We start from the raw sequence: 14707 nt of genomic DNA, 5'->3' as shown, positions 1-14707 counted from the left end.
ACGGCCAAGCACAACGCTTGGGCCACCGACACGATCAGGAAGTAGCCAGAGCGGGGCCGCAGGTGAAAACCCCTGGGGCCGCAGGCCACCTGGGGGTTCGTCTGTGGTTGCTGTTCGCTGTGGGTGTTGGTTGGGTGCGCGGCCTTGAGTGTGGGGGTTGGTGTTCGCTGTGGGTTCTGGGGTTGTGGTTGCTGTAGCGGGAGGGTTCTACGGCCAACCCGTTTTTCCCATTGGCTAAAGGTGGTCGGGTGCCGGTTACTGCGTACCCCTTGGGGTCATTCGCTCTGGTCAGGGCGAGGTTGGCGCATGGTGCTGTGCCCGCACCGCACTTGGCGGATGAGCAGACCGGTGCACGACTGGCAGTTCAGGGCCAAGTACGGCGACGGGCCACCCCCCAGGACTACTGACGTGTTCCAGAGATGCGTGTCCCCACCTCTGGCGAAAACCCCTGCCGTCTGAGCGCCGCCTACCGCACTCCCGCCAACCCGCACCACTGAACCAGGCGCACGAGTGCACGTTTGTACCCCGCTGTGTCTGAGGGGGTTTGCGCCGTGCGGGTTCAACCAGGGGGGACGGGGCTTCAAGCACACCTCCTGGGGCTGAGGCGGCTGCACACTTGCACGCGCACACCCCCTGGGGTTGAGGGGGTTTGCGCCGTGCGGGTTACTACGGCGCAGGGCGAAGCTTCCAACCCCCTGTGGCCGAGGGGGTTGGTGCGTGCGGGCTACTACCGCCGCGCCCCTGGTGGTGGCCTGAGCGCGGTGTTCATCCTGGTTGGTGTGGCAGCCATCGGTGGCCGCTACGCACCTTGTTCCGGCAGTATGTAAGAGCGCGAGGAACGCAGCCGACCCACCCCCAGGACAACCGACGCGCTTCAGAAGAACGTGTCCCCAGCATTGGCGCACACACCAACGAGGGCACTCACGTGACCGTTTCCAGACCCCCAGGGTCTGAGGGGGCTGGCGCCGTGCGGCACGGTCGGGGTCCCTTCGGTGCGGGGCGCTGCCCGGGTGTGCCTCGCAGCAGCGCGTGGTGGAGCTTCCAGCCCCGAAGGGGCGCGGGTGGCCTTCGGGCCCTCTGGGGTGCAGGAGCAGGGCACGGTGGAGGTACTGACCCCTAAGGGGTGATGGGCACCTGCGGTGCTCAGTCCTCGTCGGCTTCAGGTGTGTCGATGAGCTGCCGCAGCAGCGCAACGAAGTCGTCCTCGCTCAACGTCGACCAGTCCACGTGCTCGTTCATGTTCAGCGGTCTCCCCAACTTCCACGTCCGTAAGCCTCTGTTCGGCGTATTGGTTGGAGAAGTCTGGGTTAACGGTTCGTTGACGCAGGTGGGAGAGGTGGCCAGATGAGGACGGAGTGGTTCAGACCCGCTGTTGGAGGGCGCCGCGGCACTCGGGGCAGCGGCAGCGCTTGTTGTAGCCGGTGACGCTGCCGTGGGGGAGTGAGGGATCGCGCTGGCTCGTGAGTGTGGCGTCGAGCTGCTCGCCGAAGGGCTTGAGGACTCGCGCCGTCGAGAAGACCTGCTTGGGGCTGATGTCCAGCTCCTTGGCGGCGTCGTCGATGTGCTTACCCATGCGGAGTTTCGCGATCAGGCGTGACCGGGTGCTGGGTGGCATCTGGGCCTCCGCGTTCGCGATCAACTGCTCTGCGTCGTCAAGCGGGTAGCTCATGGGTTTCCTCTATGTGTGCGGGTACGCCCTCAAGCATCGTACGCGCTTTTCAACTGTGGGTTCGTGTTGCGGATGTGGTTACTTATCGTAACAAACCTTCGGTTTTGGCATTGAGGTCCGTCTCGTAATGCATCGAATCGGTCGCTCTTTTCTAGAAACTCATTGCTAGATGCTAGGTGTCGTGTTTCGCTGATAGACCCGACACTCTGCGTCATTGGATCAGTGCTATGACCAGCCCCACTGTTCGCCGACGGCGACTGTCCGCCGAACTCCGACGTCGCCGTGTCCAGGCGGGCATGACCCTCAACGACGTGGCGGAGGAGTTGGAGTGGTCGCCGGCCAAGCTGGGTCACATCGAGACGGGTATCCGCAAGTGGCCCTCGGTCATGGAGATCGCCGCGCTGCTGAGGTTGTACGGGGTCACCGGGGGACAGCGGGAGGCCATCCTGACGCTGGTTCGGGAGTCGCGCCTGCGGCCCTGGTGGACCGAGTACGAGGACGTGCTGTCGTCGGCCTACGTGGGGAACGAGGCCGGAGCGGTGTCGTTGAGGTCCTACGCGGGCATCCTGGTGCCTGATCTCCTCCAGACGCCGGACTACACGGCCGCCCTGGCTCGGCGCCTGGGGCACGGGGAGCACGCGGCGGAGCGGATGGTGGCCGCGTATCTGAAACGCCAGGAGATCCTCGACTCCGGGTCCCTGGGGCACTACCACGCGGTCGTCGAGGAGGACGCCCTCCAACGCGTCTCCGGTGATCTGGGCCTGTTGCGCGGGCAGACGAGGAGGATCGTCGAGTTGGCCGCCGAGCCGCATGTGACGGTCCAGCTGCTGCCGACGTCCGCGGGACCCCATCCGGGGTTCGCGGGACCCTTCTCCATACTCGAGTTCGAGGAGGACGAGGCCGACCTCGCGTACGTGGACTCCACCCAGGGCGGAGGGATCGTCGAGGCTGAGGACGCGCTCCGTTCGTGCCGGAGGGTCTGGGAGGAACTCACCCGGATCGCGGCCTCCCCCCAGTCCACGGTCGGGATTCTGGGGCGCATGGCGCTGTTGACCTGACCGTGCGGAACCCCCTCAGGGCGGATCAGCGGAAGAAGACGGTGTGAATCCGTCCACCATGGCAGGGACCGCCCGCCATGGCTTGCTAGTCTGCTAGGTGACAACCTCATAAAGTTGCCCACGGGGCTCTCGTTCAGGGAGCCCGTGCGTACGACCGGTTTTCCAACAGTGAAAGGGTCCGGACAGTGAAGAAGATCATCGTTCTGGCGCTGGTGGCCCTCGGGGCTTTCGCCGTCTACCGCAAGATCCAGGCGGACCGCGCCGAGCTCGACCTGTGGACGGAAGCCACCGCGGCCAGCGAGAGCTGATCGCCCTTCGGCTCAGGGGCCGAGAGCTTTCCAGGTGACACGAAGACGTGGGTGGGCCGACAATCCCGTGGTGCGACCCACGGCTTTGTGCTGTGCGGCCCCGCGATGCGGGTATGCTCTCCAGGTGGCCTGGATGTTCCCGGGCCCGTTGGGGCCATAGCTCAGCTGGCAGAGCGCCGGTTTTGCATACCGGAGGTCAGGGGTTCGACTCCCCTTGGCTCCACCCCCGAAGCGGTCCTGTGCTTGGCACAGGGCCGCTTCGTCGTTCCTCGCACGCGTGAGCACCCAGAGCGCGCAGGCGCGCCGCCCAGGCTCCTGGGGTTCCTCGCGGTCGCTCCCGTGGAGGGGGTGGACCTGCCGGTGATGATCTTGTCGGCCGCAACGGTGACTCCGGAGCACGCGGCGCCCATCAGGTCCTGGACGACCTTGACCGTGGGCCAACGGATGCCGCGAATCATGGACCGTGAGCCATTCGTGCCGAAATCCCGGTGCTGGGACCTTTGGTCACATTGGATGGGACGCTCCGGAACGGACTCGCGAAAAATTCCCCGAGGTTACTAAACGGTAGTTATGTATGCGTTCGTGTGGGAGTGAATTGGGGGACCTGTGTGGTTGCCCTGCACGTCTGTCCGGGGGGTCCGCATAGCCCGATCGGGTGGGTTCGGTGACAGCGTGTCCTGTTGGGGCACGCCTGTCGCAGTGGGGACTCTCGCCCATGGGATGGTGTGAAGTCGCAGGTCATCATGGTTTTCAGGGAATGGTCTGAGACCGACCTTTCATTGTGGTTGCGCGGGGGTGCTTGTATCACATGCGGTGACTCTCCGTGTGTGTATGATGACACTTCCTCAGGAGGCAATGGTCCTAGTGGGCCATATGAGAAATAGGCCTCTTGGGGCCTGTTGGTGAACTCCGGCGATCCGTAGTTTCGACACCAACGACAACGAGAAACACAGCGCGCCGAAACGACGACCCCCGAAGGCGAGCCGCGCGGCCCCCCGCCCGGCATCGTGCACCGTCCTCGCTTCGGTCCGCTGTTCCTCGTCCATCGGAAGGCCTGAGCCCTCCGGTGGGATTCGATCACCACACATGCTGATCTTGGGAGTGGGGCAACATGTGGAATGAGAAGATGGCGGCCCGAGCCAAGTGCCGCGAAATCGACCCTGACGCCCTGTTCGTTCAGGGTGCCGCGCAGAACCGCGCGAAGCTCATCTGCCGGGGATGCCCGGTGCGTACCCAGTGCCTCGCCGAGGCGCTGGACAGTCGGATCGAGTTCGGTGTCTGGGGAGGCATGACCGAACGCGAGCGCCGTGCCCTGCTGCGTCGGCGCAAGGACGTCACCAGCTGGTTCGACCTGCTCACCAACGCCGAGCGGCGCTACGAGGAGGAGCGGACCGAGCAGGAGCCCGCGCGTCCCGGGGTGCCCGTCACCGCGCGACAGTGAGGTGAGACCCGTCTGGGAGGGGAGCCCGGACGGATGACGGTCGGCCACGGGGATGCTCGCGCCAATCCGTGACGGCGACCGCGGCGGTGTGTGGCGCGTTCCGACCAAAGTCGATGCCGGTCTCCTCCCTTGGGGGGAGGACCGGATCAGGGGAGGATCAGGGACGCCCCCCATACCCGCACCGCGTGTGATGCCGCATCATGGAGGGGAGCGCGGTCATCCTCGTACGGCCGTGCTCACCGAGCACACTGGGAGTGGGGATGGCCGTGCAGAACCCTCAGAAGCCGCCGAGGCGGAACCCGTGGGATCAGAGCCCCGCCGTTCCCGAGCCGCACATACGGCTCACCCACGCTGACCGCGACGCCGTGGCCGAGGTGCTCCGCGAGGCGTACTCGCAGGGGCAGCTGGACGAGGACGAGTTCGGCGACCGGCTCGACCACGCCATGCGGGCCAAGGTCAGCGCGGACCTCGTGCCGCTCACGGCCGACCTGGGGGTCCGCGTCTCGCCCGGCGGGACCGGGAACGCCCGCGGGGCCACCGGCCCGCAGCAGGGCAAGGGGGAGAAGGAGCCGCAGCTGACCACCGACAACCCGGTGGAGAAGGTCGGGGCGGCCGCCGGACACCTGTCCGCTTTCTTCCTGCCCTTCCTGGCCCCGCTGGTACTGCTGCTCATCGGCGGGGAGCTGTCGCCCTACCTGCGGCGACAGGCCATGGAGGCGCTCAACTTCCAACTCTTCTGCCTCGTCGGCGCGATCGCGAGCCTCCTGCTGGTCTGGCTGGTGCTACCGGCCCTCGTCCTGGTCGGTATCTTCCTCGGCTGGTTCATCCTGCCGATCATCGCCGCCGCCGGGGCCCTGATGGGCCGGAGCTGGAAGTACCCGCTGGTGTACCGCCTGATCAAGGACAACTGACCCGAACACGACTGAGGCCGCGCCGAGACCTCGACGCGGCTCACAGAACGCACCGGTCGGCGGGCCCCTCCCGGAGGGGCTCCGCCCTCACCGGGAGGGGGATGTCAGGTCCGGGACGTCAGTCCTTCTTGGCGGCGCGCACCGTCTCCTTCGCCTTGGCCTTGGTGGCCTTGGCGGTCTCGGTCGCGGTGTCGGCGGCGTCCGAGGCCTTCTCCTCCAGGTGCTCACGGGTCTCACGGACCTGCTCGCGAGCCTGGTCCAGGTGTTCCTGCCACTCGGCGTCCTGTGAGGCCTGGCGCATCCGGATGAGCGAGTACACGATCACGCCGCCGACCACGGCGGCGCCACCGATCAGCACCCCTCGAGGCACACGGCGGTTCCCGCGCCGGAGCAGCCGCAGCCCGCGGCGAGTCGGCTTCGGGTCGATCCGCTGCGCGGCCGTGGTCAGCAGCCCGGCCACCCTGGGCGCCACAGTGTCCTCGACACGGAGCGCGGCGGTCTCCAGCCGAGGAGCGGTCCATCCACGCGCCTGGAGGAGCCTGAGCGCCGCCTGGTCCCGTGCCTGGTCCGCGTACGGGCCGAAACGGTCGGCCTGCTCCTTGGCCAGGTCCTGCAAGCGGGCGAGGCTGGCCTCGGCCTCCTTGCGTGCCTTGCGACGCTTGGCAGTGATAGGCACGTCGTCAGCTCCTTCGATCGATCTCAGGTTCGTTGGGTTCCTCCACCCGGTGGCCGACGCGTGCGGCCCCCCGGGCGGCTTCCCGTCGTCCTTCCCCGTTATCCGGGTGTTATCTCAACATACGTCCTCTGCGTCTGTGATCTACGTTTCGACACCGTCAAGGGGCCGATCGGGTTCAGGCGAAACGCGGTGGACGGACGGGTAACGTGAGCACGTAAATCTCACTCGACCGAAAGGCACTGAGGTGTCGGACTCCACGGGTCAGCCCACCGCGCGGCTGAACACCTCCAAGGGAACCATCGTCGTCAAGCTCTTCGAGGAGCAGGCGCCGGAGACGGTCGCCAACTTCGTCGGGCTGGCCGACGGCTCCAAGCAGTGGGTGGACCCCAGCACGGGCAAGCCGTCCAACAGCAGCCTGTACGAGGGCACGGTCTTCCACCGCGTCATCGACGGCTTCATGATCCAGGGCGGGGACCCGCTGGGCACCGGTCGCGGCGGCCCCGGCTACAAGTTCGGGGACGAGATCCACCCGGACCTGAGCTTCGACCGTCCGTACCTGCTGGCCATGGCCAACGCGGGCCCGGGCACCAACGGTTCGCAGTTCTTCATCACCGTCGGTGAGCCGTACTGGCTCAACGGCCGTCACACCATCTTCGGCGAGGTCGTCGAGGGCAGTGACGTCGTCGACGAGATCACCAAGGTCTCGACCGACGCGCAGGACCGTCCCCACGAGGACGTGGTGATCAACAGCGTCGAGATCACCCGCTAGATCTGGAACCACAGCGGTGAGACCCAGAGGAGTGACGACCCACCCATGACCGCGTATCCCCCTCCGCCAGGAAGCCCGTCCGAACCCGGTTCCGAGCCGGGAACACCTCGTACCTGCTACCGGCACTCCGGCCGGGAGACCGGTGTCAGCTGCACCCGGTGCTCGCGGCCGATCTGCCCGGACTGCATGGTCGAGGCGTCTGTCGGGTTCCAGTGCCCCGAGTGCGTGGCGGAGGGGAACCGGAGCGTGCGGTCCGCACGGACCACCTTCGGCGGCCGGGTCGTCCAGAAGCCTTATGTGACCTGGACGATCCTGGCGCTGATGGCGGTGGGCTTCCTCGTTCAGCTGGGCACCTCCGACCCGGTCGGCCAGGCCGGGCGGTCACCGTTGGTCGTCGAGTTCGGCATGCACGGCTTCGCCGCGATCCTGCAATTCGAGTGGTACCGGCTGATCACCGCGGCCTTCCTGCACGGCGGTGTCATGCACCTGCTGTTCAACGGCTACGCGATGTATCTCCTGGGGCAGCAGTTGGAACGCTGGCTCGGGCACGGCCGGTTCATCGCTCTGTGGGTCACGGGCGCCCTGGCCGGGTCCGTCATGAGCGCGCTCTTCGCTCCCGGTCAGCTCTCGGTGGGCGCCTCCGGCGCGATCTTCGCCCTCTTCGGGGCGGTCTTCGTGATCGGCCGGCGCCTCCGGCTGGACATGCGGATGATCCTGGTCCTGCTGGCGCTCAACCTGGGGATCACGTTCCTGGTCCCCGGCATCTCCTGGACGGCGCACATCGGCGGTCTCGTGGCGGGGCTGGCCCTCGGCGCGGTCTTCGCCCACCTGCCGTCCGGTTCGTCGGGTCGGGAGGGACGGCGGACCCTGACGCACACGGTCCTCGTGGTGGCCTTCGTGGTCCTGCTGATCGTGCTGTTGTTCCTGGCGCCGTCGTTCTGGTTCTCGGTGCTGTCCGTCTGAGCCGACTCGGTCGGCACCAGGAAGGCCCCCGGAGGATGTGAAGTCCTCCGGGGGCCTTCCTGGTGCCAGGGCCCCCCGGGACGCCGGTGGTCGGTTCCGTTTCCGGGCATGCGAACAGAGCTACCCACAGCCTGTGGATAACCCTGTGGAAAACCTGATCAAGGCAGGTGGAACGCCCACGGGGGACGTTGGCGCCGTTGTCGGACCGCTCGGGTCAGGGGGTGCCGCGCGGTGCGCGACGGGGGGTCAGTGCCAGCGCGTGGACAGGATGACGGCCATGATGATCCCGCTGAAGCCGATCAGCAGGTTCCAGTTGTGCCAGTCCTGCATGTAGGGCACCTGGGAACCCGCGATGTAGTAGACCGCGATCCAGAGAATGCCCAGGATGAAGAACCCCAGCATCGTCGGCACGAGCCAACGCGGACTGACCTTCGGCTTCTCTTTGGAAGGAGGCGGCGTGTAGACAGCCTTCTTCTTGCGGTCGTTGCGGGACTTGGGCACGGTCGTTGCTCCAAGGATTAGCGGCGGTTCGGAACGAACACAGTCTACGGGTCGGGTGGGGCGCACGTCACTGGAGGATGGTTCCAATAGCCCAACGCCTCGGGCTCCCGGAGCGCACACGACGGCGGGCGGGGCTCCTCGGAGCACCCGCCCGCCGTCGTGTCGGCCTCGTCCTAGTCCCTGCGGAAGACGAAGTCGTCCCCCGGGCCCGGGAAGTCCGGGAAGGTCGGGCCGTCGGACTCCCCGGGATCGGTGGGCTCGCCCGGGTCCGTGGGCTCCTCGGGGTCGGTGGGCTGTTCGGCCGGGGCCACCGCCAGCGTCACGGTCACCGTGCTCCCCGTGTTCACGTTCTGCCCGGCGGAGGGCGACTGGCTGATGACGGTGCCCTCCGGGGCGTCGCCGTTCTCCTGCTCCTGGAAGTCACCGCTGAGCCCGGCGGAGCTGAGCGCGTTCTCCGCCTGCTCGCGCGTCATCCTCTGGAGGTCGGGCACACCCACCTGGTCGGGACCGGAGGAGATGATCAGCGTGATCTCCTCGGAGGGGTCGGCGTCCGTGCCGGAGTCAGGCTCGGTTCCCACCGCGTTGCCCTCGGCGATGCTGTCGTTCGCCCTGCGGTCGGTGGCGACGTTCTCGAAGCCCGCGTCGTTGAGCGTCGACAGCGCGTCGGCCTCCGACTGGTTCTCCACGTTCGGGACCTCCACGGCCCCGGGGCCGGAGGAGACGTAGACGACGATGGAGGTGGTGGCCTCGATCTCCGATCCGGCCGAGGGGTCGGTCTCGATGACCGTCCCCTCCTCGATCTCGTCGTCGGCCCTCTGCTCGGAGCGGAAGTTCTCGAACCCGTCCTCGGTGAGCTCGGCCTCCGCCTCCGGCAGTGTGCTCCCGGCCAGGTCGGGAACGGCCATCGTCGGGACGTCCTCCGTGCTGTTCTGGTTCATCAGGAAGAACACCAGGATGATCGAGCCGATCACGCCCAGGGCCAGCAGGGCCCACAGGGCCGCCCTGCCCCCGCCGCGCTTCTTCTCGTCCCGGTAGTCGTCGTAGTCGTCATCGTCGTAGTCGTCGTACCGGTCGTCGCCGGCGGGCGGCATCGCGGTGGTCGCACCGGCCGCGGCCATCGCCATGGTGCCCGCCTGGGTGGGCATCCCGGCCAGACCGCGCTGGATGTCCGCGCGCATCTCGGCGGCGTTCTGGTAGCGCTCCTCGCGGTCCTTGGTCATCGCGCGGAGGGTGACGTCCTCCAGCCACTCCGGGATCTGCCCGTCCAGATCGGACGGTGGCACCGGGTCCTCGCGGACGTGCTGGTAGGCGATCGAGACGGGGGAGTCGCCGGTGAACGGCGGCCGGTTGGTGAGCAGCTCGTAGAGCACACAGCCGGTCGAGTAGATGTCGCTGCGCGGGTCGACCCGCTCGCCGCGCGCCTGCTCGGGGGAGAGGTACTGCGCGGTGCCGATGACCTGGGAGGTCTGGGTCATCGTCGCCTGGTTGTCGTCCATCGACCGGGCGATGCCGAAGTCCATCACCTTGACTTCGGCGTTCTTGGTCAGCATCACGTTGGCGGGCTTGATGTCCCGGTGGACGATCCCGTTGTCGTGGCTGTACTCCAGGGCCTTGAGGATGCCGTCCACCAGCTCCGCCGAACGCTCCGGCAGCAGCTTGCGGTCGTCGTCCAGGAGCTCCTTGAGCGTGCGCCCGTCCACGAACTCCATGACGATGTACGGGAGGGAGACCCCGTCGACCATGTCCTCACCGGTGTCGTACACCGCGATGATCGCCGGGTGGTTCAGGGACGCCGCCGACTGCGCCTCCCTGCGGAAGCGCGCCTGGAAGACGTGGTCTCGTGCCAGGTCGTGGCGGAGCGTCTTGATGGCGACGAGCCGGTCGAGCCGGAGGTCGCGTGCGCGGTGTACCTCGGCCATGCCACCGCGCCCGACCACCGTGTCGAGTTCGTAGCGGCCGCCGAGAAGCCGGGGCTGGGACATGTCGTGCACTCATCCTCGTGTCATCCGGAAGCCGCCCGAGGGCCGCCGCCTACCCTGATCGTCTCTGGCTCGTTCCCTCTTCACGGAGGATTGTTGCCACCGCCCGATCCGGGCGGGGGTTCGTTGCCCCCGCCTTCGCCGTCGCCGGGGGTCTCCGGGTCGGGTGCCGGTTCGTCGGTGCCGGGATCCTCCTCGGACCCGTCGCTCTCGTCGTCCTCGGGGAGGGTCGGCTCCTCCTCGCCCTCATCGGGCAGGGGGCTCTCCGTCTCCTCCCAGCCGCCAGGATCGGGCGTCCAGTGCGGCGTGTCGTCCACCGGCACATGGGGCTCGATCTCCTCGTCCTCGTCCTCGTCCTCACTGGGGGTGGGCGAGGGGGAGACCTCGGAGGTCGGGGGCTTCGTGCTGTCGTTGACATTCTGGGTGTCGCGGTCCGGGCTGAAGACGAACCCCGCCACGGCCGCGGCCACGATCAGGATGGTCGCGGCCACCGCGGCCAACACCACGGGGGTCCGGATGCGTCGCTCCGTGCCCGAACCCTCGGCCAGACTAGCCGAATCGCCGCCCTGAACAGGGGTTACGGCCGACTGCCCGGCGGTTCGCCGCACGGTTCCGGACGGTCCGGTACGGGGACCGCCGTCCGGCACGGAACCGACCACCATCGTCTGCGCCATGCCATGGAAACCGGTGGACGGGGTGGGCGGCCCGGTGCCCGCGTTGGAGCGGATGACCGCGGCCAGGTGCGCGACCTCGCCCGCGGAGGAGGGGCGGTCCTCCGGGTCCTTCTGCAACATCGAGAAGACCAGCTCGTCGATGTCGGCCGGAACGTACTCGGGCAGCTCGGGCGGATCGTCGCGGGTGTGCGCGAGCGCCAGGGCGACCGGGCTGTCCCCGGTGAACGGGGGCGTCCCCGCAAGGCACTCGTAGGCCACCACGCCGAGCGCGTACACGTCGGAGGCGGCACTTGCGGGCCGCCCCGACGCCTGCTCGGGCGAGATGTACTGGGCGGTGCCCATCACCATGCCGGTCTGGGTCAGGGTCACCGAGGTGTTGCCCCGGGCGATACCGAAGTCGGTCAGCTTGAGCTGGCCGTCCTCGGTCACCAGGAGGTTGCCCGGCTTGATGTCGCGGTGCACCACACCGCGGGCGTGCGCCGCGGCGAGCGCCTTGGCCGCCTGGCACACGAAGTCCAGGGTCTGGTCGGAGCTGAGTTGGCCCTGCTCGCGCAGGACCTGCGAGAGCGGCTCGCTGACCACGAGTTCCATGATCAGGAACGCGCGGCCCTCCTCCTCGCCGTAGTCGAAGACCTGGGCGATGCCCGGGTGGGACAGACCGGCGGTGATCCTGCCCTCCGTCCGGAAGCGCTCTCGTGCCGTCGGCTCGGCCATCTGGGCCGGGTGCAGCAGCTTCACCGCGACGGAACGGTTGAGCAGTGTGTCGGTCGCCCGCCACACGGTGCCCATACCGCCGGAGCCGATCTGCTCCTCCAGGCGGTAACGGTTGCTCAGAACGGCCCCGGCCAGTCCACCGGGGCCGTTATGGGAAGACGGCTCGTAGGCGCTCACTACTGGACCACTGCCTCCATCATCTGGCGGGCGATCGGCGCGGCGAGTTCGCCACCGCTGCCGCCGCCGTGCTCGATCACCACGGCGACCGCGACCTGCGGGTCGTCCGCGGGTGCGAATCCGATGAACCAGTTGTGCGTTCCGTTCTCACCGCCGGTCTCGGCGGTACCGGTCTTGCCCGCGACGTCGATGCCCCGGATGGCGCCGTTGGTGCCGGACCCGTCCGGGCCGGTCACCAGGACCATCATGTCCGTGAGGGTGGACGCCGTGCTGGCGCTCATCGCCTGGCTGTGGATCTCGGGAGTGGTCTGGGTGACCACCGAGCGGTCCGCGTCGCGCACGGAGTCGACCAGGTACGGGTGCATGACCTCGCCGGAGTTGGCCACACCGGCGGCGACCATGGCCATCTGGAGCGGCGTCGCCTCGACGTTGGACTGCCCGATGCCCGCGCGCCCCAGGATGTTGCGGTCGTCCTCGACCGGCGCCAGGCTCGGCACGACGTCCATGGGCACAGTGAGCGTGTCGCGCTCGTCGGGCGTCTTGGAGAAGCCGAACGCCGAGGCCTGGTCCGCCAGGGCCTCCCCGCCCATCTCGATCGCCCAGTTGGCCATCGAGGTGTTGCAGGAGATCTGGATGGAGTGGGCCAGGGTGTCCGGCTGCCCGCCGTTGCAGGTGCCGCCCGGCGTCGCGTTGGGCAGCGAGTGCCCCAGCTCCAGGACGTCCGGGGCGTCCATGGTGCTGTCGGGGCCGGCGTCCAGGTGCTCGATGGCGGCGGCGGCCGTCACGATCTTGAACGTCGAACCCGGAGGGTAGCGCTCGCGCAGCGCCCGGTTGAGCAGCGGCTGGTTGGGGTCGTTCTCCAGAGCCACGTAGTTCTCGTTGGCCTCGGTGACGTCGGTGATGCTGGAGACGTCGTTGCCGTCGTAGGACGGGTAGGAGACCGAACCGAGGATGGCCCCGGTGCTCGGGTCCAGGGCCACGGCGGAGCCGTTCTTGCCCAGCGCCTCGAAGCCCTGGTAACCGGCCTCCTGCACAGCCGGGTCGATGGTCAGCTCGATCCGCGCGCCCTCGGGCTCGCGGCCGGTGATGATGTCGCGGAAGTTGCGCACGGCGAGACGGTCGTCGCTGCCGTCCAGCAGCGCGTTCTCCGTGTACTCGATCCCCGAGGCGCCGAACCGGCGGAACGAGCCGACGACGGGGGTGTACATGCTGCCGCCGACGTACTCGCGCTGGTAGCGGGCCGGGTCACCCTCCTCCGAGATGTTCGTGGAGGAGGCGACGTTCTCGTCACCGATCACGATCGGTCCGCGCTGCTCGCTGAGGCGCTCGGTGTACTGGCGCGCGTTCAGCGGGTCGTCGCGGATGGCCTCGGCCTGGAACCCCTGGATGTAGGTCAGCTGGACCATCAGGGCGGCGAACAGGATCATCGAGAAGACGCTGAGGCGTCGGATGGGTGTGTTCATCGCTGGATCACCTGTGTGGCCCCCTCGTCCTGGATGGCCTGCGGCGCCGGGCGCCGCGCGTTGTCGCTCATCCGGAGCAACAGGCCGATCATCAACCAGCTGGCCATGAGGGCGGAACCACCCGCGGCCATGAAGGGCGTGGTCATACCGGTCAGGGGGATGAGCCGGGTCAGGCCGCCGAGCACCACGAACACCTGGAAGCACATGACGAAGGCCAGGCCGCTCGCGAGCATCTTGACGAACAGCTCACGGGAGGCCAGGGCGATGCGCATGCCCCGCTCCACCAGGATGAAGATGACGATCAGGATCGCCATGAGGCCGGTCAGCCCCAGGTCCTCCGAGAGGGAGGCCAGGATGAAGTCGCTGTCCGCGGCGAAGATGTTGTGGGCCTGGCCGCCGCCCATGCCGGTGCCGAACAGTCCGCCGTACGCCATGCCGATCTGGCCCTGGACCAGCTGCATGCTGCCGCCCAGACGGTCGTAGACCTCCTGGTCGAAGGCGTTGAACCAGATGTCGACGCGCTGGCGGAAGTGCCAGAAGAGCTGGAAGGCGAGCGCGGCCGCCCCGAGGAACACGGTCAGGCCGATGATCACCCAGGAGGAGCGCTGCGTGGCGACGTACAGCATCGCCAGGAAGGTGCCGAAGAGCAGCAGTGAGGTGCCGAGGTCCTTGGTGATGACCAGCAGACCGATCGCCGCGACCCAGCCGACGACCATCGGCATGAAGTCACGGGCGCGCGGCAGGTCAAGGATCTTGAACCGGCCGATCTTCACCTGCCGGGCCGCCAACGACAGCACCTGCCGTTTGGTGACCAGGTAGGACGCCAGGAAGATCACCAGGGCGATCTTGGCGAACTCGGAGGGCTGGATGGTGCGGCCCGCGATGCCGATCCACCGCCGGGCGCCGTACTCGGAGACGCCCAGACCCGGGATCATCGGCAGGGCGATGAGGATCAGTGCGGCCAGCGCGCTGATGTAGGTGTAGCGCTGGAGGACCCGCGGCTCCTTGAGGAAGAACAGCAGGGCGATGCACATCACCATGCCGACCGCGGTCCAGATCAGCTGCATGCCGACGCCCGCGTGCTCGATCTCGCCGGAGTCCGCGGCGTCCAGACGCCAGATCATCGCGACGCCGATGCCGTTGAGGAAGAGCGCGCACGGAAGGATGAGGGGGTCGGCGTAGGGCGCGATGAAGCGCAGTGCCACGTGGGTGGCGAGCGCCAGGGCTCCGAAGATGAGGCCGTAGCCCCACATGGCGCCGGGGACCTGGCCGTTGAGGTTCAGACCCGAGATCGCCATCGCACCCATGGTGATGAGGATGGTGATCCCGATCAGGACCAGTTCCGCGTTGCGGCGCTGGATCGGGGGGAGTGCCGTGGGCGCCTCGGGCGCGGTGGTACTCACA

Annotated in this window: 13 protein-coding genes and 1 tRNA gene; 7 read left to right on the top strand and 7 right to left on the bottom strand. The window is 67.9% G+C overall.

Annotated features, from left to right (window positions below):
* Positions 1-1360: 1360 nt before the first annotated feature.
* Entirely contained in the window at positions 1361-1669 is a 309-nt protein-coding gene (locus tag ADX84_RS13180) for a hypothetical protein (RefSeq protein WP_017546622.1), read from the bottom strand.
* 227 nt (positions 1670-1896) lie between these two features.
* On the opposite strand from ADX84_RS13180, the gene ADX84_RS13175 reads away from it, so the two are divergent.
* The 5 genes from ADX84_RS13175 (at position 1897) to ADX84_RS13160 (ending at position 5387) form a co-directional block, all read left to right on the top strand.
* On the top strand, positions 1897-2727 hold the full coding sequence (locus tag ADX84_RS13175; protein WP_082206471.1) for a helix-turn-helix transcriptional regulator: 831 nt from the start codon (positions 1897-1899) through the stop codon (positions 2725-2727).
* 185 nt (positions 2728-2912) lie between these two features.
* A complete protein-coding gene (locus ADX84_RS26635) occupies positions 2913-3035 on the top strand; it encodes a DLW-39 family protein (RefSeq protein WP_014912962.1) in 123 nt (40 codons plus the stop codon).
* A gap of 150 nt (positions 3036-3185) precedes the next feature.
* Positions 3186-3258 (top strand) — tRNA-Ala (locus tag ADX84_RS13170).
* An 888-nt stretch (positions 3259-4146) separates the two neighbouring features.
* Positions 4147-4476 (top strand): WhiB family transcriptional regulator, encoded by a 330-nt coding sequence (locus ADX84_RS13165; RefSeq protein ID WP_049572951.1) that lies wholly within the window; start codon positions 4147-4149, stop codon positions 4474-4476.
* A gap of 260 nt (positions 4477-4736) precedes the next feature.
* Positions 4737-5387: a DUF1707 and DUF4870 domain-containing protein gene (locus ADX84_RS13160; protein ID WP_082206469.1), complete on the top strand. Its 651-nt coding sequence runs from the start codon at positions 4737-4739 to the stop codon at positions 5385-5387.
* A gap of 118 nt (positions 5388-5505) precedes the next feature.
* Here the strand turns inward: ADX84_RS13160 and ADX84_RS13155 are convergent, their stop codons facing one another.
* Positions 5506-6063, bottom strand: coding sequence for a hypothetical protein (locus ADX84_RS13155; RefSeq protein ID WP_049572949.1), 558 nt, complete (start codon positions 6061-6063; stop codon positions 5506-5508).
* A gap of 244 nt (positions 6064-6307) precedes the next feature.
* Between ADX84_RS13155 and ADX84_RS13150 the strand changes: the two genes are divergently transcribed.
* Positions 6308-6832 carry a peptidylprolyl isomerase gene (locus ADX84_RS13150; RefSeq protein ID WP_049572946.1) on the top strand — a complete coding sequence of 175 codons (525 nt, stop codon included), beginning with the start codon at positions 6308-6310 and terminating at the stop codon, positions 6830-6832.
* Between the two features lie 246 nt (positions 6833-7078).
* Positions 7079-7795 (top strand): rhomboid family intramembrane serine protease, encoded by a 717-nt coding sequence (locus ADX84_RS13145; RefSeq protein WP_234003950.1) that lies wholly within the window; start codon positions 7079-7081, stop codon positions 7793-7795.
* Positions 7796-8041: 246 nt separating this feature from the next.
* On the opposite strand, the gene ADX84_RS13140 is transcribed toward ADX84_RS13145, so the two are convergent.
* The 5 genes from ADX84_RS13140 to ADX84_RS13120 form a co-directional block, all read right to left on the bottom strand.
* Positions 8042-8296 (bottom strand): cell division protein CrgA, encoded by a 255-nt coding sequence (locus tag ADX84_RS13140; RefSeq protein ID WP_049572940.1) that lies wholly within the window; start codon positions 8294-8296, stop codon positions 8042-8044.
* Between the two features lie 173 nt (positions 8297-8469).
* The gene (gene pknB / locus ADX84_RS13135; RefSeq protein WP_049572937.1) at positions 8470-10278 is read right to left on the bottom strand and encodes a Stk1 family PASTA domain-containing Ser/Thr kinase; all 1809 of its coding nucleotides are present in this window, start codon (positions 10276-10278) and stop codon (positions 8470-8472) included.
* Between the two features lie 80 nt (positions 10279-10358).
* Entirely contained in the window at positions 10359-11840 is a 1482-nt protein-coding gene (locus ADX84_RS13130; RefSeq protein ID WP_049572934.1) for a serine/threonine-protein kinase, read from the bottom strand.
* Positions 11840-13303: a penicillin-binding protein 2 gene (locus ADX84_RS13125; protein WP_049572931.1), complete on the bottom strand. Its 1464-nt coding sequence runs from the start codon at positions 13301-13303 to the stop codon at positions 11840-11842. The genes ADX84_RS13130 and ADX84_RS13125 overlap by 1 nt, the downstream gene beginning before the upstream one ends.
* Positions 13300-14706 (bottom strand): FtsW/RodA/SpoVE family cell cycle protein, encoded by a 1407-nt coding sequence (locus ADX84_RS13120; RefSeq protein WP_017546633.1) that lies wholly within the window; start codon positions 14704-14706, stop codon positions 13300-13302. The genes ADX84_RS13125 and ADX84_RS13120 overlap by 4 nt, the downstream gene beginning before the upstream one ends.
* Position 14707: the final 1 nt, after the last annotated feature.

Origin of the sequence: Nocardiopsis sp. SBT366 (genome assembly GCF_001083815.1) — a bacterium.
GTDB lineage: Bacteria > Actinomycetota > Actinomycetes > Streptosporangiales > Streptosporangiaceae > Nocardiopsis > Nocardiopsis prasina.
The sequence above is the reverse complement of the archived record's forward strand: the minus strand, read 5'-3'. Positions and strand labels throughout refer to the sequence as shown.

Excerpts from the sequence above, each read along its gene's own strand:
- ADX84_RS13180 (WP_017546622.1), bottom strand. The coding sequence starts at position 1,669 with ATGAGCTACCCGCTTGACGACGCAGAGCAGTTGATCGCGAACGCGGAG.
- ADX84_RS13175 (WP_082206471.1), top strand. The coding sequence starts at position 1,897 with ATGACCAGCCCCACTGTTCGCCGACGGCGACTGTCCGCCGAACTCCGA.
- ADX84_RS13165 (WP_049572951.1), top strand. The coding sequence starts at position 4,147 with ATGTGGAATGAGAAGATGGCGGCCCGAGCCAAGTGCCGCGAAATCGAC.
- ADX84_RS13160 (WP_082206469.1), top strand. The coding sequence starts at position 4,737 with ATGGCCGTGCAGAACCCTCAGAAGCCGCCGAGGCGGAACCCGTGGGAT.
- pknB (WP_049572937.1), bottom strand. The coding sequence starts at position 10,278 with ATGTCCCAGCCCCGGCTTCTCGGCGGCCGCTACGAACTCGACACGGTG.
- ADX84_RS13125 (WP_049572931.1), bottom strand. The coding sequence starts at position 13,303 with ATGAACACACCCATCCGACGCCTCAGCGTCTTCTCGATGATCCTGTTC.